This is a genomic window from Kineosporia sp. NBRC 101731 (genome assembly GCF_030269305.1).
GTDB lineage: Bacteria > Actinomycetota > Actinomycetes > Actinomycetales > Kineosporiaceae > Kineosporia.
In genome coordinates, this window is record NZ_BSTC01000006.1 from 308784 (window position 1) to 335447 (window position 26664).

The window sequence follows — 26664 nt, forward strand, 5'->3', positions numbered from 1 at the left end:
CGACCATGGATGACGACATGCGCGGCCCGAACGGCCCGAACGACCTGAACGACCTGAACGACCCGAACGATCTGGTCGCCACGGCGGGCACGGACGAGTCGATGGAGCTCCTCGCCTCGGTTGCCGGGGTGGACGACCGGCTGGTCGAGGGTGCGCTGCGCCCGCAGATGCTCGCCGACTTCGTCGGTCAGCAGGTGGTGCGCGAACAGCTGAGTCTGGTGCTCGACGCCGCCAAGGCCCGTGGCACAACACCCGACCACGTACTGCTCTCCGGGCCTCCCGGCCTGGGCAAGACCACGCTGGCGATGATTGTCGCGCACGAGCTGAACGCCTCGCTGCGCATCACCAGCGGCCCGGCCATCCAGCACGCCGGTGACCTGGCCGCGGTGCTGTCCTCGCTGAGTGAGGGCGAGGTGCTGTTCGTCGACGAGATCCACCGCGTGGCCCGGCCGGCCGAGGAGATGCTCTACGTCGCGATGGAAGACTTCCGGGTCGACGTCGTCGTCGGCAAGGGGCCCGGTGCCACCGCGATCCCGCTCGACCTGCCGCCCTTCACCCTGGTCGGCGCCACCACCCGGGCCGGCATGCTGCCCGGCCCGCTGCGCGACCGGTTCGGCTTCACGGGGCACCTCGACTTCTACTCGCCCGGCGAACTGGAGCTGGTGCTGCGCCGTTCCGCGGAACTGATCGGCGTCGAGCTGAGTGCCGACGCCGCGGTCGAGATCGCCGGTCGGTCCCGGGGCACACCGCGGATCGCCAACCGTCTGCTGCGCCGGGTGCGCGACTGGGCGCAGGTCCGGGGTGACGGGCGGCTCGACCTCGCCGCCGCCCGCGCCGCGCTGCAGGTCTACGCCGTGGACGAGCGCGGCCTCGACCGGCTCGACCGCTCGGTGCTCGAGGCACTGTGCCGGCGCTTCGGCGGCGGGCCGGTCGGCCTGTCCACGCTGGCTGTCGCGGTGGGGGAGGAGGCGGAGACGGTGGAGACCATGTCCGAGCCCTTCCTGGTGCGAGAGGGCCTGCTGGGGCGAACGCCCCGGGGGCGCATCGCCACTCCCGCCACCTGGGAACACCTCGGCCTCACCGCACCCGCCGGGTTTGCCTGGGCCGGTGCGGGTACCGGCGGCGGTACGCTCACCAGCCGCTCGGGCACGGTGCAGGAAACCCTTCCGGATCCTGCTCCTGAGACCCAGTCCGACCCCCGTTCCGGTACCGACACGTGATCCGGCCTGGGGCCGGCCTGGGTCCGGCCTGTGTCCGGCGGTGATCGCGCAACGGTCGGCCCGACGAACGACCCTGCTCAGAGGTCCTCTGAACGGAGCACCCAGTCCGTTGTGGGAGCATGCGTGCTCACGAGCGGGCCCAGGTCGGGCATGATGGTCGGTCGGTGCCGCAGGCAACCTCGCCGCCGTCCCGGCCGACTGCTTGTCAGAGGGCTTCCCCGGCGGAGAGCCAAGGAGGGCACCGGCGGACATGAGAGTTGAGACGATGAGAGCAGCATTCGTGACGGAGTGGGTGACGATGTGGAACTGATCATCCTGGCGGTTCCCCTGCTCCTGCTCTGGCTGATGGTGAGCCGTGGGCGCAAGCAGCAGCGTGAGCTGGTGGCCCAGCAGGAGTCGGTCACGCCCGGCACCCGGATCATGACCACGTCCGGCCTCTTCGCCGAGGTCGTCGAGGTCGATGCGGACGCAGTGGTTCTCGAGATCGCCCCGGGTGTGCGCACGCGCTGGAGCAAGCGCGCGATCGGGCAGATCGTCACGGCGGCCGACACCGCCGGCGGTGCGCAGGACAGCACCGATGGGGAGAGCACCGACGGGGAGAACACTCCCGAGGACACCTCCGCCGACAGCCACAGCACTATCACCGGCACCACTGATCGCACCGGTGCTGATCGTGACGGCATCCGTTCCGAGGCCGGCTACGCGCCGCCTCCGAACTCCGATGTCACCGACGGCAGCACCGGAACCGACGGCCGATAGCCCGGCCCTGACTGCGACGGCCTGAGCCGTCTCGAGAACGAGAAGAGACCCACAACCGTGGCACGATCCAGCAACGCCTCCCGACCAGGTCGGGCACTGCTGTTCATGGTCGCCATCCTGGCCGTCGTGTACGCAGTGGTCGGCATCCGGACGGTGACGTCGAACGGCGGATGGACCCCGTCCCTCGCCCTCGACCTCGAGGGCGGCACCGAGATCATTCTCGAGCCGCGGCCCCTCAATGGCCAGAACATCACGCCGACCACCGAGCAGCTGAACGAGGCCGTGAACGTGATCCGGCAGCGGGTCAACGGCTCCGGTGTCTCCGAGGCCGAGGTCACCACCCAGAGCGGCAAGAACATCGTGGTGTCGCTGCCCGGTAACCCTGACCAGGCCACCCGTGACCTGGTCAAGCAGTCGGCCCAGATGAACTTCCGGCCGGTGCTCTACACGGCCGCGGCGGCCGGTGCCACGAGCACCGCCACGCCGACGCCGACCGCCAGTGGTGGTGCGACCTCCAGCGCGTCGCCCACGGCCAGCGCGAAGGCGAGCACCAAGGCCACCTCCAAGGCCGATGCCAGCGCCACGGCCACGGAGAAGGCCGACACCTCGGACGAGAACAACCGGGTCGTGCCGAAGGCGCTGAAGGCCGAGACGACACCCAGCGGCTCCGCGACCACCGCGCCGAGCGCGACCTCGTCCGCGAAGTCCGCCGCCACGGCCTCGGCCGATCCCACGGCCGACGCCACCGCGACCACCGACGCGGACGCGGCGGCCGAGGCGGCTGCGGCGGCCGCTTCCGCGGCGGCCGACGGCACCCCGTCCGACCTGGCGCAGATCACCACCGAGCTGCAGGAGCAGTTCACGGCGGAGACCTGTGCCGACCTGCCGAAGCTGCAGAGCCAGGTGGCCGACCCGAAGAAGGCGATCGTCACCTGCGACAGCGACGGGACGACCAAGTTCATCCTCGGCCCGGTCGAGGTTCCTGGTTCCGACATCAAGACCGCCACCGCGGGCATGGGGTCGAACGGCCAGGGCTTCTCCACCGGTGAGTGGGTCGTGAACCTGGAGTTCAAGTCCGCCGGCGCGAAGAAGTTCGGCGACGTCACCAAGCGGCTGATCCAGCTGACCGGTGCGCAGAACCAGTTCGCGATCGTGCTCGACGAGCTGGTCATCTCCGCGCCGACCACCAACGCCGCCATCACCGACGGCCAGGCGCAGATCTCCGGCAGCTTCACCCAGGAGTCCTCGCAGCTCCTGGCCCAGCAGCTGAAGTTCGGCTCGCTGCCGGTGTCGTTCCAGGTGCAGACCGAGAACCAGATCTCCGCGCTGCTCGGTGGTGAGCAGCTCCAGCGGGGTCTGCTGGCCGGCCTGATCGGCCTGATCCTGGTGGTGCTCTACTCGCTGCTGCAGTACCGGGCCCTGGGCCTGGTGACCATCTTCAGCCTGGGTATCGCCGGTGCGCTCACCTACGGGCTGGTCGTGCTGCTGGGCGAGACCCAGGGTTACCGCCTGAGTCTCGCCGGGGTGACCGGTCTGATCGTGGCCATCGGCATCACCGCCGACTCGTTCATCGTGTACTTCGAGCGGGTCCGCGACGAGGTGCGGGAGGGCCGGCCCCTGACGTCTGCCGTCGAGGCGGGCTGGGACCGGGCCAAGCGCACCATCCTGGCCTCCGACACGGTCAACCTCCTCGCCGCGATCGTGCTCTACCTGGTCGCCGTCGGCGGTGTCCGTGGGTTCGCGTTCACCCTCGGTCTGACCACCCTGATCGACGTCGTCATCGTGTTCCTGTTCACCAAGCCCGCGGTGACGATGCTGGCCCGGCTGAAGTTCTTCGACGGCGGCCACGCGATGTCCGGCTTCAGTGCCCGGCAGCTCGGGCGCCCGAGCGCCTACGCCGGTCGCGGCCGGGTCCGCCCGGCCACCGAGACCCCCTCCGAGGGCGGCAGCATCGCCGCCCGCCGGGCCGCCGCTGCGCGTGCCGGTACCGAGCCCGGTGACCCGGGTGGGAACCCCACGCCGGACTCGCAGGACTCGGTCACCACGTCGGGCACGGGGAGGAACTCCTGATGTTCAGCTTCGCTACCTTCGGTAACGACCTTCACTCCGGCAAGCGGTCCTTCGCCTTCATCGGGCACCGCCGCTTCTGGTACGGCATCGCGATCGCCATGACGGTGGCCTCGATCCTGGCCCTCGCGTTCATCCGGCTGAACCCCGGCATCGAGTTCCGCGGCGGTTCCGAGTTCCAGCTGTCCAAGGTCGCCGACACCGACACGATCAAGGCGTCCGACGCGGTCGCCTCCGTGGTGCCCGGCACCGAGGCCCGCGTCACGGTCATCGGCAACAGCGGCATCCGGGTGCAGACCGAGACGCTGAGCGACGCCCAGACCACCAAGGTCCGGGAGGCGCTGGGCAAGGCCTACCAGGTGGCAGACCGCAACATCACGTCCAGCTTCGTGGGTGCCAGCTGGGGATCCGACGTCACGAAGAAGGCCGTTCAGGGTCTGCTCATCTTCATCGTGCTGGTCGGCATCATCATCGCCATCTACTTCCGGACCTGGAAGATGTCGGTGGCCGCACTGGTGGCCCTGCTGCACGACCTGATCATCACGGCCGGCCTCTACTCGCTCACCGGGTTCGAGGTCACCCCGGCGTCCGTCATCGGGTTCCTCACCATCCTCGGTTACTCGCTCTACGACACCGTGGTGGTGTTCGACAAGGTCCGCGAGAACACCGACCGCATCACGCTGTCCACGAAGCGCACCTACGAGGAGGCCGCCAACCTGGCGGTCAACCAGACGCTGGTGCGCTCGATCAACACCTCGGTGGTGGCTCTGCTGCCGGTGGCGTCGATCCTGTTCATCGGTGCGTTCGTGCTCGGCGCGGGCACGCTGAAAGACATCTCGCTGGCACTGTTCATCGGTATCGCGGCCGGCACCTACTCGTCGATCTTCGTGGCCACACCGCTGCTGGTCGACCTGCGCCGCCGGGAGCCGGAGATCGTGGCGCACACCCGCAAGGTGCTCAAGCGCCGGGCCGATCTCGCTGCCGGTTCCCCCGCGGAGCCCGAGTTCGGTAGCCACGAGGGGGATGACGGCGAGCCGGCCACGGTCGGCGCGGGCGTCGGCCCCGACACCGCGGCACCCTCGCGGCGCGGTCCGGCCGTCCGGCGGGAGACGTCCGGTCAGCGGGCCCAGCCGAAGCGGGGCCGGCGGAAGTGACGATCGACAGCGTGCTGTCGGAACGGCTCGCGGCGGGGCTCCGGGACATCCCGGACTACCCGTCGCCGGGTGTCCTGTTCAAGGACATCACCCCGCTGCTGGCCGACCCCGAGCTGTTCGCCGCCTCGGTGGACGCGCTGGCGGCGGCCCACCGGGCGGGCAGCGGTGCCGAGGTGGACGTCGTGGCCGGGGTCGAGGCCCGGGGCTTCATCTTCGGTGCGGCGGTGGCCCTGAGTCTCGGTGTGGGCTTCGTGCCGATCCGGAAGAAGGGCAAGTTGCCCCACACCACCGTCTCGGCCGAATACACGCTGGAGTACGGCACCGCGATCATCGAGGTTCATGAAGACGCGGTGCACCCGGGACAGCGGGTTCTGCTCCTGGACGACGTCCTCGCCACCGGGGGCACCGCCGAGGCGGCCGCGGGACTGCTCGAGGGCATCGGCGCCCAGGTGGTGTCGGTCTCGTTCCTCGTGGAGCTGGAGTTCCTCAACGGTCGCGAGCGACTGGCCGGACGCGATGTGAAAGCCGTCCTGAGTTACTGAGGGCAACTTTTCCTGCACTTTTGGGTAACGTGCCCCTTTTGTTTGACGAAGCGTGATGAAGTCAACACGTGATGCTCGAGTCGAGCACGAAGTCAATATCAAAAGGGGCCGTTTCCCGCAGAACCGGGAATGATCCGGCCTCCAGGTGCGCTCCGATAACTGCCGGGCATGTTCTGATGATGCTCCGAAGATGCTCAAGACGGGCACCGGGCTTGTCGAGAGGCGAGGCACGGGAGCAGTACGGGCCCTAGACTCGCCAGCAGAAGTCTCCGTGGCGAGACGTACGACGTCGGGAGGATCAGGTGTCCGAAGAGGTCGCAGCCAGGGTCGCGCAGCAGGCGCTGCCCGATGGGCGTCAGGATCGCCCCGCGCTGTCGACTGTCAAGGACCCGGAGACCCAGCCCGCTGTGAGCGTGGCACCCGGCACCGAGACAACGTCGGGCCCGGCGATCCAGGCTCCCCCCGTACCCGCTCCGGCTGCCCCGCCGCTCGTCACCGCTGTCCCGGTGGCGGCCGTTCCAGCCGTTCCCGGCCCATCGGTCCCGGACGGTCCGGACCAGCGCCCCGGTGCGGTCGCCAAGGCCGCTCCGGACCCGCGTCCCCGCACCACCGAGCCCCTGGTGTCCCCGGTCCGCGTGTTCTCGCGGATCGCCCGCCTGGGCGCCGCGTCCCGTAACCCGAACAGCCCGCTGCTGGAGCCGCTGCTGCGCAGTGTGCGCAGCGCGCACCCCAAGGCCGACGTCAGCATCATCGAGAAGGCCTTCCAGGTCGCCGAGAAGGCGCACTCGGGTCAGAAGCGCAAGAGCGGCGACCCGTACATCACGCACCCGGTCGCGGTGTCGCAGATCCTCGCCGAGCTCGGCATGACGCCGGCCACGCTGGCCGCGGCCCTACTGCACGACACGGTGGAAGACACCGACTACACCCTCGACATGCTGCGGGCCGACTTCGGTGACGAGATCGCCATGCTCGTGGACGGCGTCACCAAGCTCGACAAGGTCAAGTACGGCGACGCCGCCCAGGCCGAGACCGTGCGCAAGATGGTCGTGGCGATGTCGAAAGACATCCGCGTCCTGGTGATCAAGCTGGCCGACCGGCTGCACAACGCCCGCACCTGGCGTTACGTGCCGGCCCACAAGGCCGAGAAGAAGGCCCGCGAGACCCTCGAGATCTACGCCCCGCTGGCGCACCGCCTGGGCATGAACACGATCAAGTGGGAACTGGAAGACCTCAGCTTCGCCACGCTGTGGCCCAAGGTGTTCGACGAGATCGTGCGTCTGGTGGCCGAGCGTGCTCCCGCCCGCGAGGACTATCTCGCCCAGGTGCGGGAACAGGTCTCGGTCGACCTGCGGGCCGGCAAGATCAAGGCCGTCGTCTCCGGCCGCCCGAAGCACTACTACTCCGTGTACCAGAAGATGATCGTGCGGGGCCGCGATTTCGCCGACATCTACGACCTGGTCGGCATCCGGGTGCTGGTCGACTCGGTGCGTGACTGTTACGCCGTCCTGGGTGCGCTGCACGCGCGCTGGAACCCGGTCCCGGGCCGGTTCAAGGACTACATCGCGATGCCCAAGTTCAACATGTACCAATCGCTGCACACCACGGTCATTGGTCCTGAGGGTAAGCCGGTCGAGATCCAGATCCGCACCCACCAGATGCACCGCCGGGCCGAGTACGGCGTTGCGGCGCACTGGAAGTACAAGGACGACGCCAACGGCGTCGCACCCGGTGCGGGGCCGGGCAGTGCCACGGACATGACCTGGCTGCGGCAGTTGCTGGACTGGCAGCGCGAGACCACCGACCCGGGCGAGTTCCTGGAGTCGCTGCAGTTCGAGATCCAGGCGCAGGAGGTCTACGTCTTCACCCCCAAGGGAGACGTGGTCGCGCTGCCCGCCGGATCCACACCGGTCGACTTCGCCTACGCCGTGCACACCGAGGTCGGTCACCGCTGTATGGGCGCCCGCGTCAACGGCCGCCTCGTACCGCTCGAGAGCGCGCTCGACAACGGTGACGTGGTCGAGGTTTTCACCTCCAAGACCGATGCTGCGGGTCCGAGTCGCGACTGGCTGAACTTCGTTCACAGCCCGCGCGCCCGCAACAAGATCCGTCAGTGGTTCTCCAAGGAGCGCCGCGAAGAGGCGATCGAGTCCGGCAAGGACGCGATCACCAAGGCGATGCGCAAGCAGAACCTGCCGATGCGCCGCCTGCTCACCCACGAGGCCCTGATGGGGCTGGCGACCGAACTGCGGTTCCAGGACGTCTCCGGTCTGTACGCCGCGGTCGGTGAGAGCCAGATCTCCGCCACGCACGTGGTGCAGAAGCTGGTCGACTCCGCCGGTGGCGAGGCGGGCACCGAGGAAGACCTCGCCGAGACCGTCACCCCGATGCGCCCGCGCCGCCCGCGCATGGGTGACCCGGGCGTCGTGGTCAAGAACGTCGAAGACGTCTGGGTGAAGCTCGCCCGCTGCTGCACCCCGGTGCCGGGCGACCCCATCATCGGTTTCGTCACCCGGGGTTCGGGTGTCTCCGTGCACCGCACCGACTGCATCAATGTCACCGGGCTCCGCGAGGAACCCGACCGCATCGTCGACGTCGAATGGGCCCCGAACCAGGCCAGCGTGTTCCTGGTGCAGATCCAGGTCGAGGCCCTCGACCGGAACCGTCTGCTCTCCGACGTGACCAGTACGCTCTCCGACGAGCACGTCAACATCCTGTCGGCGAACGTCACCACCTCGCGCGAGCGAATGGCCATCTCCCGCTTCACCTTCGAGATGGCCGACCCGGCCCACCTCGGGCACGTGATCGCCGCGGTGCGGCGCGTGGACGGGGTGTTCGACGCCTATCGCATCACCGGCCGGCGCTCCGACACCGATCTGGACTGATCGCTCCTGCCCGATCCCGCCGACCTCGTCGACCCCGCCCGGCTGGAACTGGTCACCGACGACCAGTGGCCCGTCGTCGCCTGGTTGTGGCAGGCGTTCCGCAACGAACTGGCCCTGCTGACCGGTGCGCTGCCCGAGTCGGACGGCCGCTACCAGCCGTCCCGCCTCGACGTCTTCCCGACGCCGGACGGATGCGGCTACCTGCTGTGGCGGCCACATCCCCGGACCGGGGAGGCCGCGCCGATCGGTTTCGCCGTCGTGCGGGGACTGAAGGGCCCGGAACGCTCCTTGCTCGCCTTCTGGATCGCCCCGGCCGCCCGCCGTGGAGGTCTCGGCCGGCAGTTCGCACGGGATGTGATCGCCCACCACCCCGGGGAGTGGGCCATCGCTTTCCAGGCCGAGAACGCACCCGCAGCGCCGTTCTGGGCGGCCGTCGCAGACGCGGCGGCCGGGCCCGGCCGCTGGGAGCAGTCCGCCGTCCCGGTGCCCGGCCGCCCGGAACTGCCCCCGGACCAATGGCTCCGGTTCGCCACCGAGCGGCGTGCCCCGGTCAGCTGACCGGCAGCAGCGACCGCCTCACCAGAAGGGTGGACGTCCGTCCGCACCAGTTCGGGCAGCGCCGGTTCGGACAGCCAGTTCGGTCCGCCGTGCGGTGGGCCCTCGGAAGTGACCGCGCCGCCGGAAGTGACCGCGCCGCCGGAAGTGACCGCGCCGCCGGAAGTGACCGCGCCGCCGAAGGTGACCACGGCGTCCTCAAGCATGTTTCCCCTCAGGCCATCTCGGCCCAGTCGCGGACCACGTCCCGGGCCCTCGCGGCGCCCCGGGCGTAAGACATGGCACCGAGCAGATCGAGGACCTGGGGCGGGTGCACGTCGTAGAGCTCCTGCAGCAGGCGCAGCAGCGGCAGGGCCTCGGCCCGGGGAAGATCCCGGGCGATGTCGGCCGAGGTGCGGTGCGGATGCGTGACCAGAAGGCCCTCGACGCTCTGCAGGTGCTCGGGCGGTACGTCTACCTGACGCACTCTCACCCCGGGAAGAGCGGGGGAGCGGCGGTTGCGGCCGATGACCAGGTCGAGCCGCTCCGGAAGGGGATGGCGGGCGCCGGCTGCGGCGTTCGAGCGGGGACAGACCCCGGTGTGCAACCAGGCAGCGGTGCCGAAACCGACGGAACGGCCCCGTCCGGCGTCGGTCTCCCAGTCGCCGAGTTTCTCCCGCACCGCCCGGGCCCGCAGGCGCGGCGTGACCGGCACGTCGGCGGGAACCAGTACTCCGGGCAGGACCTCGCGGGCCAGGCCGTCGCGCAGCAGGGCCGCGCGCTCACGACCCCCGGCGAGCAGGAACAAGCGGGAGGAGTCGTCCGTCGTCGTCACGGATCAAACGTGCCCGGTCGACCCCGGTGCCCGCAGGCAGCAGGCCGCACCTGTGGATGACGGTGCGGTCCTGCCGACCTGTGGACAGTGGAACGGTGAGGAACTAGTCGGTGAACTCGTTCATCGCCTGCTGGGCCTGGTCGAGCCAGGCCCGGCGGGAGGCGAGCGACTGCTCGAGTTCCTTGATCTTGCGGGCGTTACCGGACGCCTGTGCCTTGGCCAGGTCGGCCTCCGCGTCGGCGATGGTGCGCTCGAGCTGGGTGACCATGTCGTTGGCCCGGGCCCGGGCCTCCGGGTTGGTGCGCTTCCACTTGTCCGACTCGGCGTCACGCACGGCCTGCTCGACCTTGCGCAGCCGGCCCTCGATGCGCTGCATGTCGTTGCGCGGCACCTTGCCGGCCTCGTCCCAGCGCGCCTGGATGTCGCGCAGGGCGTTCTTCGCGGCGCTGAGATTGGTGACCGGCAGCAGCTTCTCGGCCTCCTCGGCCAGCTGCTCCTTCACTGCGAGGTTGCCCGAGAACTCCTCGTCCAGCGCCGAGTTCGCGTCCTGGCGGGCGCTGAAGAAGGCGTCTTGCGCGGCGCGGAACCGGGCCCACAGCGCGTCGTCCTCCTTCTTCGCCGCCCGGCCCGAGGTCTTCCAGCGGGTCATCAGGTCGCGGTAGGCCGCAGCCGTCGCACCCCAGTCGGTGGACTTGCTGAGCGCCTCGGCCTCGGCGATGAGCTGCTCCTTGGCGGCCTTCGCGGAGTGTCGCTCCTCGTCCAGCGCGCCGAAGTAGTGGCGGCGCTTACGGTCGAACGAGGTGCGGGCGTGACTGAACCGCTTCCACAGCTCGTCTTCCGTGTGCTTGTCCAGCCGCTGGTCCTTCTGCAGCCGGCGCCACTCGTCGAACAGCTCACGGAGCCGGTCGCCGGAGGTCTTCCACGGAATGCGCTGCGGGTCGGCCCCGGACAACGCCTCCGCCTCCTCCACCAGGACGGTGCGCTCGGCGATGATCGCCGCGCGGGCCTCCTGCTTGGCCTTCTGGTTCTCCTCGCGCAGGTGCTCCACGGCGGGTGCCAGAGCGGTCAGCCGCTTCAGCAGTCCGTCGAGGTCACCGACCGCGTTCGCGTCGCGGATCGACGGTTCCAGCCGCTTGATGGTGGTCTCGGAGTCCGCGGGGGAGACCTGACCGGCCTTCACCCTCTGCTCCAGCAGGCTCACCTGTGCGGCCAGGTCCTCGTACTTGCGCACGAAGTAGGCCAGCGCCTCGTCCTGGGTGACACCCGGGTACTGGCCGACCTTGCGTTCCCCGTCGGCCGTCCGCACCCAGACGGTGCCGTCCTCGTCCGCGCGGCCCCACTCTTGTCCGGTCACGATCTCACGCCTTCTGCTTCGCCACCCATGTCAACCCCGTCAACCCCGTGTGCCTTGCCAGCCTCGTGCGTGCTGTGGTGCTCGTGCTTCTCGTCCCGGTTCACCCGGAGACCGTCGTCGATGTGATCGACACGGCCGACACCGGGGTGCCGTCCGTACTCCCGTCGGCGACGCCACCCTTGGCGACCTTCTTCACCACGTCCAGACCCCGGGTGATCTTGCCGAGCACGGTGTAACCACCCGCGGCGTCGTCCGGGATGTCGGTGTCGCCGTAGACCAGGAAGAACTGGCTTCCCATGCTCTTACCATCGCCGGAGGCCCGCGCCATGGCGACCGTGCCTGCCTCGTAGGTGCGGTAGGTGACGCCGTCCTTCTCGAAGGTCTTCGAGGGGGCGTTCTCGACCGGCCCGTAGGTGTACCCCGGGCCGCCCGTGCCGGAGCCGGTCGGGTCGCCGCACTGCAGCACCTCGAACGAGTCCGCGGTGGTGAGCCGGTGGCACGGTGTGCCGTCGTAGAACCCGTCCTTGGCCAGCTGGATCATCGAGGACACGGCCTGCGGGGCCGCCTTTCCGTCCAGGCTGATCGTTATGTCGCCACAGGTGGTCTTCATCCCCAGTGACCAGGTCTTGTTCGCGGCGAGCGAGGAGTCCGGGACCTTGTCGGTCTGCTGCGGGTCGGTCGGCGCCTTCGCGTCGACCGCGGGGCACGTGGACTTCGCATCCGTCGCCGCCGTCGTGGCCACGGCCGACGCACTGGCCGCGGGGGTACTGCTCGCCGCCGTCGTGCTGTCGTCGTCCTTGCCCTCGTTCGCCAGCAGGAACGCCGCGAGGATCACCAGCACCACCACGAGCGAGCCGCCTCCGACGGCGAGCCGCTGGCGCACCTTGCGGGTGTGCGCCTGCTTCTCCGCCAGCCGGGACTGCCACTCCTCGTAACGACGCTTGTCGTAGGCGCGCTCCCGATTTTTCGGGGTCACGTGCTGCCCTCCATGCCGTCTTCGCCCCGCCCGGCCACTGCCCACGGGTCACCCGTTAGGCAGTCTAGGGGGTACGAGCTGTGTGTTCGCCGTAGTGAGCAGCAACGACGTGCCGTGCGGCGGGCGGCGGCCCGTGACGCTCCTGTTGGCTGCCCGATCGTGTCGGGTCCAGCCTGCCCTAGTCTCGGGGGATGCTCGTTCTCGGGTTCCCGTCAGAGGTCTTCGGCACCAACTGCTACATCCTCGCCCCGGCCGCGGGTGAGGAGTGCGTGATCGTCGATCCGGGCGTCGACGTGGTGGGCCGGCTGTCGGACGTGCTGGCCGAGTACCGGCTGAAGCCCGCCGCCGTGGTGGTCACCCACGGTCACATCGACCACGTGTTCTCGGTGACCCCGGTCTGTGGCGCCCACGGCGTCGCGCTCAGCGTGCACACCGACGACCGGTACCGGCTCACCGATCCCGTCGGTTCGCTGCCCGCGGCCTTCGGCGACATGTTGCGCCAGCAGTTCGGCAGCGTCGGCTGGAAGGAGCCGGACGAGATCCGGACGATGGTGGACGAGGAGACGCTCGCCATGGCGGGTCTGGACCTGCGGGTGGTGCACGCCCCGGGTCACACCGAGGGCTCGGTGATGTTCTCGCTGGAGGGGGTGCCCGAGGGGACGGCCGACGGTGCCGGCCTGACCTCGACCCTGCTGAGCGGCGACGTGCTGTTCGCCGGGTCGATCGGGCGCACCGACCTGCCCGGCGGGGACTCGGCGGCGATGGACCGGTCGCTGCGCGAACGGGTGCTGCCGCTGGACGACTCCACGCTGGTGCTGCCCGGTCATGGCGGCCCGACCACGATCGGCCGCGAGCGCCGCGACAACCCGTTCCTGCGCGCCGTGATGTAGCAACCCGTGATGCGGCAACCCCCTGATCACAGCAGCCTGAGCTGTTCGCGCTCCGGTTCCGCGATCTGCGGCAGGCTGCCCTCGGGGTAACGACTCTCCGGATCCCCGGGGATGCCGTCCAGGCCCGGTCCACGTGACCGGGCGGCTACCGGGGCGCCGGTGGCCGCTCGGCCGGCAGCCGGTCCGGTCGCCGACCCGATGCGACGGATGCCGCCACCCGGCTGGCCGCCCTCCAGTGCCCCCTCGATCTCCTCACGCCGCTCATCCCGGAGCCGGTCGGCCGGCTCGAGGGGCGTCGTGTTCCCACCTCGCTCCTGCGCCCCGGACGAGGACGGCACGATGCTGTGCCTGTGCAGCAACGGCTGGACCCGTGCGGCCAGCCAGCGGCGGTAGTCCTTCGAGGCGTACGAGCCGCCGCTGTACAGCTCGCGGTAGCGCCGCACCAGTTTCGGGTGCTCACGCTGCAGCCACCTGAAGAACCACTCGCGGGCCCCGGGCCGCAGGTGCAGGGGCACCACGGTGACGCCGGTGGCCCCCGCCCGGGCGAGCTGCCCGATCGCCTCGTCCAGCCGCTCGTCGGAATCGGTCAGCCAAGGCAGCACCGGGGCCAGGAAAACGCCGCACGGCAGACCGGCCTCGCGGGCCTTCCGCACCACCTCCAGCCGGGCCTTCGGGCTGGGGGCGCCCGGCTCCAGGCTCTGGTGCAGGGCGTCGTCCCAGATCGCTATCGACAGGCCCAGGCCCACCGGCACCTCGGCCGAGACTTCTTGCAGCAGGGGCAGATCGCGCCGCAGCAGGCCGCCCTTGGTGAGGACCGAGAACGGGGTGCCGGAGACGGCCAGCGCGCGGATCACCCCGGGCATCAGCCGGTAGCGGCCCTCGGCCCGCTGGTACGGATCGGTGTTGGTGCCCATCGCCACGTGCTCGCGGTTCCAGGACGGGCGTGCCAGTTCGCGACTCAGCACCTCGACCAGGTTGGTCTTGACCACGATCTCGCTGTCGAACCCGGTGCCGGTGTCGAGCTCCAGGTAGGAGTGGGTGCCCCGGGCGAAGCAGTACACGCAGGCGTGACTGCAACCGCGGTAGGGGTTGACGGTCCAGCGGAACGGCATCGGCGAGTCGACCGGCACCTGGTTGAGGGCGCTGCGGGCCATCACCTCGTGGAACGTCATGCCCGCGAACTCCGGCGTCGTGACCGTTCGCAGCAGCCCGCGGATCGCGGGTGCATCGAGGCCGGGCAGAGACGGTGTCGCCACCGGACCGGACCCTCCGTGCGGTCCGGGGGCGACACCGCTGACCCGCTGTGAATCCCAGCGCATGCCCATATCGAACACCTGTTCGAACGAAGGCGCAAGCACCTGCGTGTCCAGGATCGAGGGCGTCGCAGGGACCCGTGCGCTGCCACTACGGAGTGTCACTTACTTCGGGAGATTCGTCGACCCGGAAGGCCCCGGGCACGCCGCGCGGGGAAACCGGCGTGAACCGCGCCGTTGGCGTCCGTAGAATCGCGGGCGTCCGTATTTCAGGATCAGACAAAACTTCGAGAGGCCACACCGTGCTGCGCACCCATACGGCCGGATCCCTGCGTTCCGGTCACGTCGGCGAAACCGTCATCCTCACCGGATGGGTCGCCTCCCGCCGGGATCACGGCGGCGTGGCGTTCGTCGACCTGCGGGATGCCTCCGGCGTCGCCCAGGTGGTCATCCGTGACGAGAAGGTGGCGCACAACCTGCGCGCGGAGTACTGCCTGCGGGTCACCGGCGAGGTCTCGCCGCGTCCCGACGGCAACGAGAACCCGGCCCTGGCCACCGGCGCGATCGAGGTGATCGCCACCGAGGTCGAGGTCCTCAACGAGTCCGCCCCGCTGCCGTTCCAGCTCGACGACCACATCGACGTCGGTGAGGAGGTGCGGCTCAAGTACCGCTACCTCGACCTGCGCCGCAGCGGCCCGGCCCAGGCCATCCGGCTGCGCAGCAAGGTCAACCAGGCCGCGCGCAACGTGCTGCTCGACCGGGACTTCGTCGAGATCGAGACGCCCACCCTCACCCGCTCCACGCCCGAGGGCGCCCGCGACTTCGTCGTGCCCGCGCGCCTGAAGCCCGGCTCCTGGTACGCCCTTCCGCAGAGCCCGCAGCTGTTCAAGCAGCTGCTCATGGTCGGTGGCATGGAGCGTTACTTCCAGATCGCCCGCTGCTACCGCGACGAGGACTTCCGCGCCGACCGTCAGCCGGAGTTCACCCAGCTCGACATCGAGATGTCGTTCGTCGAGCAGGACGACGTGATCGAGATCGGCGAGTCGATCGTCAAGGCGCTGTGGAAGCTCATCGGCCACGAGATCACCACGCCGATCCCGCGCATGACCTATGCCGACGCGATGGCCCGGTACGGCAGCGACAAGCCCGACCTGCGTTTCGGCAACGAGCTCGTCGACATGACGAAGTACTTCGCGGCCACGCCGTTCCGGGTCTTCCAGAACGAGTACGTCGGCGCCGTGGTCATGCCCGGTGGTGGCTCCCAGCCGCGTCGTCAGCTCGACGCCTGGCAGGAGTGGGCGAAGCAGCGCGGCGCCCGCGGCCTGGCCTACGTGCTGATCGGTGAGGACGGCGAGCTGTCCGGCCCGGTCGCGAAGAACATCTCCGAGGCCGAGCGCGCCGGTCTGGCGCAGGCCGTCGGGGCCCAGCCGGGCGACTGCGTCTTCTTCGGTGCCGGCGTGACCTCCGAGGCCCGCGCCCTGCTGGGTGCGGCCCGGCTGGAGATCGGCAAGCGCTGCGGCCTGATCGACGAGAGCCGCTGGGAGTTCGTCTGGATCGTCGACGCCCCGCTGTTCGAGCCGGCCTCCGCCGCTGTCGCCAGCGGTGACGTCGCGGTCGGCTCGGGCGCCTGGACGGCCGTGCACCACGCCTTCACCTCGCCGAAGCCGGAGTGGATCGACAAGTTCGAGTCCGACCCGGGCAACGCGCTGGCCTACGCCTACGACATCGTCTGCAACGGCAACGAGATCGGTGGTGGGTCGATCCGTATCCACCAGCGGGCCGTGCAGGAGCGCGTCTTCACGATGATGGGCCTCAGCGACGAGGACGCCCAGGAGAAGTTCGGCTTCCTGCTCGATGCCTTCAAGTTCGGCGCCCCGCCGCACGGCGGCATCGCCTTCGGCTGGGACCGCATCGTCATGCTGCTGTCGGGAGCCGACTCGCTGCGTGAGGTCATCGCGTTCCCGAAGAGCGGCGGCGGCTACGACCCCCTGACCGCCGCGCCGGCCCCGATCACCCCGGCCCAGCGCAAGGAGGCCGGCGTGGACTACACGCCGCCGAAGCCCAAGGCCGAGGGCGAGAAGGTCGCCGAGGCCAAGGCCTGACCTCCGGCGTCAGGAACTGAGACACCAGGCCCCGGGTCCGCGCGAGCGGCCCGGGGCCTCGTCGTGTCCGGCCGGCCTCGCCTGCGGAGGTCGTTCTGCCGAACTTTTCCGTCCGCGGCGGCATCGAACGATGGAAGATGCAGGAAGCGGGCAAAAGCCCAGGAGAGCCAGGAGGGGTGGGGGATGGGCCGGATCGGGCAGGCACTGTTCGGTGGACTTTTCGGGGCCGTACTGGTGGGGATCGTGGGGGCGTCGCTCGACGGGGAGGGCGGTGCCAAGGCGGGCGTGGTGGTGGGTTTCGCCGGGGGGTTCATGGCGTTGCTGTCGCGGCGGCGCCGTCCCGGGCACTCGCGTTCGTACGGTGACTCGATCGACGGTTCGAGCGGTGGCGGGAGCGGGCACTCCTCGCACGGAGGCAGTGACGGGGGGAGCGACAGCAGCGGTGACGGTGGCGGTGGCGGGGGAGGCGACTAGTGCGGTGACCAGGCAGACCGCGCAGAATCACCCCAGGGCTCCCGGGCAGTTCACCGATCCACCTCGCCGCAGGTGGGCCGACGACATCCGCTGCTGATCGGCGCCCCGCGTCGTGGCCACCCGGGCGAGTGGGCGCCTCCCCTGAAGGGACCACTAATCTTGACCCATGAGACGCACCGGAACACCGAGATGACCCCGCGGCAGTGGCGGCGAGCGGCGATCCAGGCCGTGGTGGTGCTGGTGATCTGCGTGATCATGAACCTGGTGCTCGGCAACGGGTTCCTGCCCGGGCTGGTCGTGGGCCTGTGTGCCGCCGTCGTCTCGTTCGTCGTGCAGTGGTTGCTGACCCGCTCCGACGGGGGACCGGCCGGCGACAGCTAATCTGCTGCTGATGGCCGATCTGTTCTCCTCCGACACCCCCGCCGCCGCCCTCAGCGCCGCCCGCCCGGGCAGCCTCGGGCAGGCCGGTACCGGCGACCGGCCGCCGCTGGCGGTCCGGATGCGCCCGCGCACCCTCGACGAACTGGTCGGCCAGGGGCACCTGCTCGGTCCCGGTTCCCCGTTGCGCCGCCTCGCCGAGGGGGCCGACGGACTGGCGGGACCCGCGTCCGTCATTCTCTGGGGACCCCCGGGAGCCGGGAAGACCACGCTGGCCCACGTCGTCTCGAACACCGAGGGGCGCCGGTTCGTGGAACTCTCGGCCGTCACCGCCGGCGTGAAAGACGTGCGCCAGGTGATGCAGGAGGCACGCGAGCAGCGCGACCGCCACGACATCCGCACCGTGCTGTTCCTCGACGAGATCCACCGGTTCACCAAGTCCCAGCAGGACGGCCTCCTGCCGGGCGTGGAGAACCGCTGGGTGATCCTGGTGGCGGCCACCACCGAGAACCCCTCGTTCAGCATCATCTCCCCGTTGCTGTCGCGCTCGCTGCTGCTGACGCTGCGCCAGCTCGAGGACTCCGACATCGAGGGGCTGCTGCGGCGTGCGGTCGAGGACGAGCGCGGCCTCAACGGCACGGTGACGCTGGGCGAGGAGGCCGTCGAAGGGCTGGTGCGGCTCTCCGCCGGTGACGCCCGCCGCGCGCTGACCTCGCTGGAGGCGGCGGCCGGCAGTGCGCTCAGCCGGGGTGAGAGCAGCGAGATCACCGCGCAGGACGTCGAGCAGGCCGTGGACACGGCGATGGTCCGCTACGACCGTGAGGGCGACCAGCACTACGACATCACCAGCGCGCTGATCAAGAGCATCCGCGGGTCCGACGTGGACGCGGCGCTGCACTACCTGGCCCGCATGGTGGAGGCGGGGGAGGACCCGCGCTTCCTGGCCCGGCGACTGATGATCTCGGCCTCCGAGGACATCGGGATGGCTGATCCGACCGCCCTGCAGGTGGCGGTGGCGGCGGCCCAGGCGGTGCAGATGATCGGCATGCCCGAGGGGCGGATCGTGCTGGCCCAGGCCACGGTTCACCTGGCGATGGCCCCCAAGTCGAACGCCTCGTACATGGCTCTGAACACGGCGGTCCAGGACGTGCGCAGCGGGCTGGGCGGGCCGGTGCCGCCCGATCTGCGCGACGCGCACTACACCGGGGCCAAGAAGCTGGGCCACGGGCGCGGTTACAAGTACGCGCACGACCATCCGCACGGGGTGGTGCAGCAGCAGTACCTGCCCGACGACCTGGCCGGGCGGGAGTACTACGTGCCGACCGACCGGGGTGCCGAGCGCGGGATGACGGAGCGGCTGGCGCGGTTGCGCTCGGTGCTGCGCGGCGGTCTCAAGCGCCGCTGAAAGGCCTTTCACGCGCCCGTGCCGAACCGCCAGGACTGCGGTACTGCCGGACCACGATAGGGTCAACCCCGTTCGGCAGGGATCCGGCCGGTTTTCCGCGTCGGAGAAGCCCGGGCAAACTCACACCGCAGCGCGCGATGAAAGGGAACATCTCATGTCGGTGGGCGGTATCGCCGGACTCATCGCGGCCGTAGCCTTCGTCCTCCTCGTCGGCGCGCTCGCGTACCCCCTGATCAAGCTGGGCAAGGTGCTGGACGAGACCCGCGTGACCGTACGTGGCCTCTCGGACGGCGCTCTTCCGCTGCTGGCGGAGGTCACCACGACCGTGGCGTCGACCAACGCACAGCTCGGCAAGGTCGACACCATCACGAACAACGTGGCCCAGGTGTCGACCAACGTGTCGGCGCTGACGGCGCTGTTCGCCGCGACGCTCGGTTCGCCCGTGGTCAAGGTCGCGGCGTTCAGCTACGGCGTTCGCCAGGCGGTCAGCGGCCGCAAGCGGAAGAGGTGAGCTGACGATGGCGAGGCTCTTCTGGATCGCGGTCGGGGCCGGCGCGGGCGTGTACGTCGTGCGTAAGTTCACCAAGACCGTCGAGCAGTACACGCCGGCCGGGCTGAGCAGCTCGCTCAGCTCCGTCGGTGACGGCCTGCGCGAGATGGCCGAGGTCATCCGTGAGGGAATGGCCGAGCGGGAGCAGGAGTTGCGGGTCGCCCTGGGTGTCGACGCCGGGACACTCGACCCGCAGGCCGCACAATCGCTGATGCAGGACCCCACCGGTCCGAGGCGTTACGACGACCCGGACAGTCTGGACAGTCCTGAGAACGACCCCCGGTACTACTGAGCTCCCGGTAATTCCCTGGCCGTCCACGGTGCCGACCCGGCACCGTGGACGTTGCAGGTTAACCACCGGAACGCGATGCGAATCGCACTGTGACGCGAAAGGTCAGATCCATGGAGACGGCAGAGATCCGCCGCCGCTGGCTGCGGTACTTCTCGACTCGTGGGCACACGGTCGTGCCGAGTGCTCCGCTGCTGTACGACGACCCGACCCTGCTGTTCGTCAACGCCGGCATGGTCCCCTTCAAGCCCTACATGCTGGGGCAGGAGACACCGCCGTACGAGCGCGCCACCAGCGTCCAGAAGTGCATCCGTACCCTCGACATCGACGAGGTCGGCAAGACCAGCCGGCACGGCACGTTCTTCCAGATGAACGGCAACTTCTCCTTCGGTGACTACTTCAAGGAGAAGGCGATCGAGCTGGCGTGGGAGCTGATCACCCGCGATCAGTCCGACGGCGGCTACGGCCTGGACGAGTCCCGTCTGTGGGTCACGGTGCTGCAGGGCGACGAGGAGTCGCGGCAGCTGTGGAAGCGCATCGCCGGCCTGCCCGACGAGCGCATCGTGCAGCGTGGCCTGGCCGACAACTACTGGCACATGGGCGTTCCCGGTCCGGGTGGCCCGTGCAGCGAGATCTACTTCGACCGCGGCCCGCAGTTCGGCCCGGACGGTGGCCCGGAGGCGGACGAAGACCGCTACCTGGAGATCTGGAACCTCGTCTTCATGCAGGAGATGCTGAGCGAGGTCCGCACCAAGATCGACTTCGACGTCGAGGCTCCGCTTCCGTCGAAGAACATCGACACCGGCATGGGCCTGGAGCGCATGGCCAGCCTGCTCCAGGGCGTCGACAACCTCTACGAGATCGACGAGGTCTTCCCGGTCATCGCCCGGGTCGAGGAGATCACCGGCAAGCGTTACGGCGCGAACCCGCAGGACGACGTGCGCATGCGCGTCATCGCCGACCACGTGCGTTCCGGCCTGATGCTGATCGGCGACGGCGTGACGCCGTCGAACGAGGCGCGCGGCTACGTGCTGCGCCGGCTGCTGCGCCGCGTCACCCGCTCGGTGCGGCTGCTCGGCGTGCAGGATCCGTCGATCGTCGACCTGCTGACCGTGTCCAAGGACCGGATGGGTGCGTCGTACCCCGAGCTGGAGACGAACTTCGCCCGCATCAGCCAGATCGCGCTGGCCGAGGAGCAGGCGTTCACCCGCACGCTGAGCTCGGGCACGACGATCCTCGACACCGCCGTGGCGAGCGCCAAGTCGGCGGGCGAGACGACGCTGTCGGGCGACCGCGCGTTCCAGCTGCACGACACCTACGGCTTCCCGATCGACCTGACCCTGGAGATGGCGGGCGAGCACGGCCTGACCGTCGACCACGACGGGTTCCGCCGGCTGATGGCCGAGCAGCGCAACCGGGCCAAGGCCGATGCCAAGTCGAAGAAGGTCGGTCACGCCGACACCTCGGTCTACCGCGCGCTGCGGGAGCCGGGCATCACCGAGTTCACCGGTTACCGCGAGCTGTCCACCGACTCGACCGTGCGGGGCCTGATCCTCGACGGCTCGCCGATCGAGGTCGCGGACAAGGGCCAGACGGTCCAGATCGTGCTGGAGCGCACACCGTTCTACGCCGAGTCCGGTGGCCAGATCGCGGACGAGGGTGAGATCACCGCGGACGGCGCGCGTCTGCGCGTGCTCGACGTGCAGCGGCCGGTCAAGGGTCTGATCGTGCACACCGTGGAGGTCACGGAGGGCACGATTCGCTCCGGCTCCGACGTGTTCGCGAGCGTCGACCGCGAGTGGCGGCTCTCGGCCTGCCAGGCGCACTCCGGCACCCACGTGGTGCACGCGGCGCTGCGGCAGGTGCTCGGCCCCACGGCGCTGCAGAGCGGTTCGTTCAACCGGCCCGGCTACCTGCGCCTGGACTTCGCCTGGAGCTCCGCGCTGGAGTCCGCGGTGCGCGAGGAGCTGGAGCAGGTCGCGAACCTGGCCCTGCGCTACGACTACCCGGTGTCGGCGACCTACATGCCGATCGAGAAGGCCCGCGACCTGGGTGCGCTGGCGCTGTTCGGCGAGACCTACGACGAGGAGGTCCGCGTCGTCGAGATGGGCGGGGCCTGGTCGCGGGAGCTGTGCGGTGGCACGCACGTCGAGCACAGCTCGCAGATCGGTGCGATCACGCTGATCGGCGAGTCGTCGATCGGTGCGGGCACCCGCCGCGTGGAGGCCTACGTCGGCCTGGACGCGCTGCGGTTCCTGGGCCGTGAGCGGGCTCTCGTCAGCCAGCTCACCGAGGCGCTCAAGGTGCGCCCGGAAGAACTGCCCGAGCGCGTCAACTCGCTCGTCGCGCGCCTGCGCGAGGCCGAGAAGGAGCTCGAGAAGGGCCGCCGTACGGCACTGCTCAACGCCGCGTCGTCGCTGGTGGACTCCGCGGCCGACGTGAACGGCATCGCTGTCGTCACGCACGACGCGGGCCCGGTCGACCCGGCCGATGCGCGGGCGCTGGCGCTGGACGTGCGGGGCCGGCTCGCCGACTCGCGGGCCGGCGTCGTCGCGGTCGCGGCCGTGGCCAAGGAGCGGCCGGTTGTGGTCGTCGCCACCAACGAGGAGGCCCGCTCCCGCGGCGTCAAGGCCGGTGAGCTGGTGCGTGAGGCGGCCAAGGTGCTCGGTGGCGGTGGCGGTGGCAAGGACGACGTGGCCCAGGGCGGTGGCACCGACGCGACGAAGATCGCCGAGGCCCTGCAGCGGATCCAGTCCGTCGTGGCCGAGCGATCGGCCTGAGCATGTACGGCAGTACCGGCGCCGGGATGCGTTCCGGCGTGCGGCTGGGTGTGGACGTCGGCAGCGTCCGGGTGGGGCTTGCCCTCTCGGACGGTGCCGGGCTCCTTGCGACGCCGCTGGAGACCGTTCAGGTGGTCGAGGGCAGCAATGCGCACTATGAGCGAATTGCACTCCTCGTGACCGAACTGTCGGTATGTGAGGTAATCGTAGGACTTCCGCGGTCACTTTCGGGTGCTGAGGGGGCAGCGGCAGGCCTCGCGCGCGCGTACTCTGTCGAAGTCGCCCGTCGCGTTGCCCCGGTACCGGTTCGCCTCGTGGACGAGCGGCTCAGTACCGTGACCGCGCACCAGCGGCTTCGCGAAGCTGGTGTGAAAGGACGTAAACGCCGACCGGTCGTGGACCAGGCGGCGGCAGTGGTGATCCTGCAGTCGGCACTGGACGGCGAACGCTCGTCCGGCCGTCCGCCGGGGTCACCGGTCGTCCTGGAATCGGGTCCGGATGGTCCGGGCCCTGGCCATGGAGAGGCACTGACGTGAGCGAGGCTGCGGCGTGAGCGATGTGTCGTCGCTGCATGACGTGCTCCCTGGTGGATTCTCCGGACCACCACCGAGCCGGCGCCGGCGTGACCGGCAGATGCGCAAGCGCCGGAAGAACCGGCGCCGCCGCACCACCACTGTCCTCCTGGTGTCCCTGCTCGTCGCCGCCGGTGGTGTCTACGGTGCGTACCTGGCACTGGCCCCCATCGTGTCCCGGCTGACCGAGCCCAAGGACTATGCCGGCCCGGGTTCGGGCGCGGTCAAGGTGGTCGTTCCCGAAGGCGCCTCGGGCCGGGTCATCGCGCAGGTCCTCACCGAGGCCGGGGTCACCAAGACCGCCGTCGCCTTCGTGGACGCCGCCGCCGAGGACAAGCGGGCGAACGGTATCCAGCCCGGCACGTACGAGCTGAAGAAGAAGATGTCCGGTGCCGGTGCGCTGGAGATCCTGGCCGACCCGGACAACCGGATCACCCGTCAGGTCACCATCCCCGAGGGCACCCGGGTCTCCGACGCCCTCACCAAGATCGCCAAGAGTCTCGAGCTGAAGCGCACCGATCTCGGCAAGGCCGCCAAGTCCGGGAAGATCGGCCTGCCGAAGGCCGCCAACAACAACCTCGAGGGCTTCCTCTTCCCGGCGACCTACCAGTTCGGGCCGGACGTGACCGCCACGCAGGCGCTGACCGACATGGTCGCCCGCGGCAAGAAGACCTACGACGGGCTCGGTATCCCCGACTCGGAGCTGCGCGAGACCGTGATCAAGGCCAGCATCATCGAGGCCGAGGCCGGCAACGAGAAGTACATGGGCAGGGTCTCCCGCGTGCTCACCAATCGCCTCGACATCGGCATGAAGCTCCAGCTCGATTCGACCGTCAGCTACGCCACCGGCAAGTTCAACGTCACCACCACGTCGGCCGACCGGGCCAGCGACAGTCCGTACAACACGTACATGTACGCCGGGCTGCCGCGCGGGCCGATCAGCAACCCGGGCAAGGCCGCGCTCGCGGCCGCGCTGAAGCCGACGCCCGGCGAGTGGTTGTTCTTCGTCGCCACGAACCCGACCACCGGGGAGACGAAGTTCGCGAAGACGATGGCCGAGCACGACGTGTACGTCAAGGAGTTCCAGGCCTGGCTGCGCGCCAATCCCGGTAACTGAGACCGTGCCGCACGTGTCCACGGCCGCGCACCGCGCGGCCGTGCTCGGCAGCCCGATCGGTCATTCGCTGTCACCCGTCCTGCACGGGGCGGCGTACACCGCTCTCGGGCTGTCGGGGTGGTCGTACGAGGCGGTCGAGCTCGACGAGTCGTCGTTCCCGGCCTGGTTCGCCGGACTGGGGCCGCAGTGGTCGGGCCTGTCCCTCACCATGCCGCTCAAGCGGGTCGTGATCCCGTGGCTGTCCTCGGTCACACCGCTGGCAGCCGCGGTGGGTGCGGTGAACACGGTGACGTGGACCCCTTCGGACGGGGGTGAACGGCGCCCGCTGGGTCACAACACCGATGTGTACGGCATCGTGCAGGCGCTGCGCTCGACCGGCTTGTCGTCCGCCGCGGTGGGCTGTGTCGTCGGGGCGGGGGCCACCGCGGCCTCGGCCGTGGCGGCGCTGGCCGAGCTGGGGTGCTCGTCCGTGCTCGTCCAGGCCCGGTCGGCCCTGCGGGCCGGGCCGGTGCTGGAGGTCGCCGCGAAGCTCGGGGTCGCGGCCCGGGTCAGTGAACTGACGTCTTTTGAGGACGTGGTGGCGGCGGACGCTGTCATCGTCACCTTGCCGGGGGAGGCGGCTTCTTCCTGGGCCGCCGGCCTCACCCTGACGGCACCCCCACGCGGCTCGATGCTCGACGTCTCCTACCACCCGTGGCCGACGGATGCCGCCTCACGCTGGAGCGGCGCCGGGGGTGCGGCCGTCGGCGGGTTCGAGATGCTGCTATACCAGGCCGCCGAGCAGGTGAGACTGATGACCGGGCTGGACGCCCCGCTCGACGACATGCGGGCCGCGGGCGAGAAGGCTCTCGCCGAGCGCTGAGCCCGCCCGCATCGCCGTCGGCGACGGTCATGCCGGTGCCTTCCTCGTCGTGATCGGGCCCCCACCGATCATGATCAGGCAATCACCCAGCCTCCGGCCGGGAGACGCCCCCTTTTCGGGGGCCGGAGGGGACCCAGGTCTTCGGCCCTGATCATGGGAAGACCCGGCCGGGTGGCTCCCTGCCGCTGTTGTGGCTCAAGCCGGGGCCCCCTTCTGCCGACAGGCCTACGGACCGGCGGCTCGTACGTGCACCGCCGGGCGTGACCGCGGACTCGCCCCGGCACGGTGCCTAGGAGGATCCGGTGCAGAACAGCTATCCCGGGCAGCCCGCAGCTCAGCCGACGACACCCGGGCTGCTCCCGGCCCAGTACGTTCCTCAGCCGGTGGCCCGGCCCGCCGGTCAGCCCGGGGTCCAGCCCGCAGCTCAGCCCGGCCGGATGCCACCGGCCCAGCCCGGTCTGATGCCCGCTCCGCCGCCGGGCAAGCACACCGCGCCGCCCGGTCATATCGCCCCGCCGCAGCCTCAGATACCGCAGCAGGCCCAACCCCAGCAACAGCAACAGCCCCAGCAACAGACCCGCGGTCATGAGCAGCCCGGGTTCGACCTGCACGCGGTGCTCGCGTTCCTGGTCCAGCAGGGCGGTTCCGACCTGCACCTGGCCAACGGTGCGCCGCCGCTGATCCGGATCCGCGGTCACCTGGCCCCCGTCCCGAATCACCCGGTGCTGAACTCGCACGCGATCCAGTCGACGATCTACGCGATCCTCACGCAGAAGCAGCGTGAGCGGTTCGAGGAGAACCTGGAGCTCGACTTCGCCTACGCCGTGCCCGGCGCCTCCCGGTTCCGCGTCAACGTCTACCGGCAGCGGGAGGCGATCGGTGCCGTCATGCGCGTGATCCCGTTCGAGATCAAGACGCTGGAACAACTCGGCATCAACCCCCGGGTCGCCAGCATGGCGGCCCTGCCCCGCGGGATGGTGCTCGTCACCGGCCCCACCGGCTCGGGCAAGTCGACCACCCTGGCCGCGGTGATCGACCTGGCCAACCGCACCCGCCACGACCACATCATGACGGTCGAAGACCCCATCGAATTCCTCCACCCGAACAAGAACTGCCTGGTCAACCAGCGCGAGGTGGGCGAGGACACGCACTCCTTCGGCAGCGCCCTCAAGCACGTGCTGCGCCAGGACCCGGACATCATCCTGGTCGGTGAGCTGCGCGACCTGGAGACCATCTCGGTGGCGCTGACCGCGGCCGAGACCGGTCACCTGGTGTTCGGCACCCTGCACACCCAGGACGCCGCGCAGACCGTCGACCGCATCATCGACGTCTTCCCGCCCGAGCAGCAGCAACAGGTGAGGGTGCAGCTCGCCGGGGCCCTGCAGGGCGTGGTCTGCCAGACCCTGGTGCGCTCGGCCGACGGCAAGGGCCGGGTCGCGGCCACCGAGGTCATGTTCGCCACCGGGGCCATCCGGAACCTGATCCGCGAGGGCAAGACCCACCAGATCTACTCGTCGATGCAGGCCGGCGCCCAGCACGGCATGCAGACGATGGACCAGTGCCTGGCCGACCTGGTGAAGACCAACCGGGTCACGTACGACCAGGCCCTGGAGAAGGCGCACCACGCCGACGACTTCCAGCGGCTCACCGGCCGGGCCTGAGAGGGAGC

At 70.0% G+C, this 26664-nt stretch carries 23 protein-coding genes; 19 read left to right on the top strand and 4 right to left on the bottom strand.

Going from position 1 to position 26664, the window contains the following annotated elements; translation table 11 throughout:
• Positions 1-101: 101 nt before the first annotated feature.
• From ruvB to QSK05_RS19285, 7 genes are all read left to right on the top strand, one after another.
• Positions 102-1220, top strand: a complete 1119-nt coding sequence (gene ruvB, locus QSK05_RS19255) for a Holliday junction branch migration DNA helicase RuvB (RefSeq protein WP_352301917.1) — start codon at positions 102-104, stop codon at positions 1218-1220.
• 300 nt (positions 1221-1520) lie between these two features.
• Positions 1521-1979: a preprotein translocase subunit YajC gene (gene yajC / locus QSK05_RS19260; protein ID WP_285598635.1), complete on the top strand. Its 459-nt coding sequence runs from the start codon at positions 1521-1523 to the stop codon at positions 1977-1979.
• A 57-nt stretch (positions 1980-2036) separates the two neighbouring features.
• A complete protein-coding gene (gene secD / locus QSK05_RS19265; protein ID WP_285598636.1) occupies positions 2037-4049 on the top strand; it encodes a protein translocase subunit SecD in 2013 nt (670 codons plus the stop codon).
• The gene (gene secF / locus QSK05_RS19270; protein ID WP_285598637.1) at positions 4049-5200 is read left to right on the top strand and encodes a protein translocase subunit SecF; all 1152 of its coding nucleotides are present in this window, start codon (positions 4049-4051) and stop codon (positions 5198-5200) included. Before secD ends, secF begins: the two co-directional genes overlap by 1 nt.
• 2 nt (positions 5201-5202) lie before the next feature.
• A complete protein-coding gene (locus tag QSK05_RS19275) occupies positions 5203-5742 on the top strand; it encodes an adenine phosphoribosyltransferase (protein ID WP_352301920.1) in 540 nt (179 codons plus the stop codon).
• 341 nt (positions 5743-6083) lie between these two features.
• Positions 6084-8624, top strand: coding sequence for a RelA/SpoT family protein (locus QSK05_RS19280; RefSeq protein ID WP_502879789.1), 2541 nt, complete (start codon positions 6084-6086; stop codon positions 8622-8624).
• 84 nt (positions 8625-8708) lie between these two features.
• Positions 8709-9182 (top strand): GNAT family N-acetyltransferase, encoded by a 474-nt coding sequence (locus QSK05_RS19285; protein ID WP_285598640.1) that lies wholly within the window; start codon positions 8709-8711, stop codon positions 9180-9182.
• Between the two features lie 211 nt (positions 9183-9393).
• Here QSK05_RS19285 and QSK05_RS19290 read toward each other — a convergent pair whose 3' ends face one another.
• The 3 genes from QSK05_RS19290 to QSK05_RS19300 all read right to left on the bottom strand — a co-directional run bounded on the left by QSK05_RS19290 (position 9394) and on the right by QSK05_RS19300 (position 12323).
• Positions 9394-9993, bottom strand: a complete 600-nt coding sequence (locus QSK05_RS19290) for a type IV toxin-antitoxin system AbiEi family antitoxin (RefSeq protein WP_285598641.1) — start codon at positions 9991-9993, stop codon at positions 9394-9396.
• A 103-nt stretch (positions 9994-10096) separates the two neighbouring features.
• Positions 10097-11347, bottom strand: a complete 1251-nt coding sequence (locus tag QSK05_RS19295) for a DUF349 domain-containing protein (RefSeq protein WP_285598642.1) — start codon at positions 11345-11347, stop codon at positions 10097-10099.
• Positions 11348-11447: 100 nt separating this feature from the next.
• A complete protein-coding gene (locus tag QSK05_RS19300; RefSeq protein ID WP_285598643.1) occupies positions 11448-12323 on the bottom strand; it encodes a peptidylprolyl isomerase in 876 nt (291 codons plus the stop codon).
• A 191-nt stretch (positions 12324-12514) separates the two neighbouring features.
• Here QSK05_RS19300 and QSK05_RS19305 point away from each other — a divergent pair, with 191 nt between their 5' ends.
• Positions 12515-13213 (top strand): MBL fold metallo-hydrolase, encoded by a 699-nt coding sequence (locus tag QSK05_RS19305; protein ID WP_285598644.1) that lies wholly within the window; start codon positions 12515-12517, stop codon positions 13211-13213.
• Between the two features lie 26 nt (positions 13214-13239).
• On the opposite strand, the gene QSK05_RS19310 is transcribed toward QSK05_RS19305, so the two are convergent.
• Positions 13240-14532 (bottom strand): Rv2578c family radical SAM protein, encoded by a 1293-nt coding sequence (locus QSK05_RS19310; RefSeq protein ID WP_285598645.1) that lies wholly within the window; start codon positions 14530-14532, stop codon positions 13240-13242.
• A gap of 236 nt (positions 14533-14768) precedes the next feature.
• Here QSK05_RS19310 and aspS point away from each other — a divergent pair, with 236 nt between their 5' ends.
• From aspS to QSK05_RS19365, 11 genes are all read left to right on the top strand, one after another.
• Positions 14769-16568, top strand: coding sequence for an aspartate--tRNA ligase (gene aspS, locus QSK05_RS19315; RefSeq protein WP_285598646.1), 1800 nt, complete (start codon positions 14769-14771; stop codon positions 16566-16568).
• Positions 16569-16751: 183 nt separating this feature from the next.
• Positions 16752-17042 carry a hypothetical protein gene (locus QSK05_RS19320; RefSeq protein WP_285598647.1) on the top strand — a complete coding sequence of 97 codons (291 nt, stop codon included), beginning with the start codon at positions 16752-16754 and terminating at the stop codon, positions 17040-17042.
• A gap of 159 nt (positions 17043-17201) precedes the next feature.
• On the top strand, positions 17202-17423 hold the full coding sequence (locus tag QSK05_RS19325; RefSeq protein ID WP_285598648.1) for a hypothetical protein: 222 nt from the start codon (positions 17202-17204) through the stop codon (positions 17421-17423).
• 10 nt (positions 17424-17433) lie between these two features.
• On the top strand, positions 17434-18825 hold the full coding sequence (locus QSK05_RS19330) for a replication-associated recombination protein A (protein WP_285598649.1): 1392 nt from the start codon (positions 17434-17436) through the stop codon (positions 18823-18825).
• A 154-nt stretch (positions 18826-18979) separates the two neighbouring features.
• Positions 18980-19336 (top strand): DUF948 domain-containing protein, encoded by a 357-nt coding sequence (locus QSK05_RS19335; protein ID WP_231481549.1) that lies wholly within the window; start codon positions 18980-18982, stop codon positions 19334-19336.
• A gap of 7 nt (positions 19337-19343) precedes the next feature.
• Entirely contained in the window at positions 19344-19667 is a 324-nt protein-coding gene (locus QSK05_RS19340; protein ID WP_285598650.1) for a DUF6167 family protein, read from the top strand.
• A gap of 110 nt (positions 19668-19777) precedes the next feature.
• On the top strand, positions 19778-22444 hold the full coding sequence (gene alaS / locus QSK05_RS19345) for an alanine--tRNA ligase (protein WP_285598651.1): 2667 nt from the start codon (positions 19778-19780) through the stop codon (positions 22442-22444).
• Positions 22445-22446: 2 nt separating this feature from the next.
• Positions 22447-22980, top strand: a complete 534-nt coding sequence (ruvX, locus tag QSK05_RS19350; protein ID WP_285598652.1) for a Holliday junction resolvase RuvX — start codon at positions 22447-22449, stop codon at positions 22978-22980.
• A 13-nt stretch (positions 22981-22993) separates the two neighbouring features.
• Positions 22994-24133: an endolytic transglycosylase MltG gene (mltG, locus tag QSK05_RS19355; RefSeq protein ID WP_285598653.1), complete on the top strand. Its 1140-nt coding sequence runs from the start codon at positions 22994-22996 to the stop codon at positions 24131-24133.
• Positions 24134-24146: 13 nt separating this feature from the next.
• On the top strand, positions 24147-24995 hold the full coding sequence (locus QSK05_RS19360; protein ID WP_285598654.1) for a shikimate dehydrogenase: 849 nt from the start codon (positions 24147-24149) through the stop codon (positions 24993-24995).
• 302 nt (positions 24996-25297) lie between these two features.
• Complete coding sequence (locus QSK05_RS19365) at positions 25298-26656, top strand: type IV pilus twitching motility protein PilT (protein ID WP_285598655.1); 1359 nt, start codon at positions 25298-25300, stop codon at positions 26654-26656.
• Positions 26657-26664 lie beyond the last annotated feature (8 nt).

Bases quoted from the DNA above. Each gene is read 5' to 3' on its own strand.
- ruvB (WP_352301917.1), top strand. From the start codon at position 102: ATGGAGCTCCTCGCCTCGGTTGCCGGGGTGGACGACCGGCTGGTCGAG.
- secF (WP_285598637.1), top strand. From the start codon at position 4,049: ATGTTCAGCTTCGCTACCTTCGGTAACGACCTTCACTCCGGCAAGCGG.
- QSK05_RS19305 (WP_285598644.1), top strand. From the start codon at position 12,515: ATGCTCGTTCTCGGGTTCCCGTCAGAGGTCTTCGGCACCAACTGCTAC.
- QSK05_RS19310 (WP_285598645.1), bottom strand. From the start codon at position 14,532: ATGCGCTGGGATTCACAGCGGGTCAGCGGTGTCGCCCCCGGACCGCAC.
- QSK05_RS19320 (WP_285598647.1), top strand. From the start codon at position 16,752: ATGGGCCGGATCGGGCAGGCACTGTTCGGTGGACTTTTCGGGGCCGTA.
- QSK05_RS19330 (WP_285598649.1), top strand. From the start codon at position 17,434: ATGGCCGATCTGTTCTCCTCCGACACCCCCGCCGCCGCCCTCAGCGCC.
- QSK05_RS19335 (WP_231481549.1), top strand. From the start codon at position 18,980: ATGTCGGTGGGCGGTATCGCCGGACTCATCGCGGCCGTAGCCTTCGTC.
- QSK05_RS19340 (WP_285598650.1), top strand. From the start codon at position 19,344: ATGGCGAGGCTCTTCTGGATCGCGGTCGGGGCCGGCGCGGGCGTGTAC.
- alaS (WP_285598651.1), top strand. From the start codon at position 19,778: ATGGAGACGGCAGAGATCCGCCGCCGCTGGCTGCGGTACTTCTCGACT.
- ruvX (WP_285598652.1), top strand. From the start codon at position 22,447: ATGTACGGCAGTACCGGCGCCGGGATGCGTTCCGGCGTGCGGCTGGGT.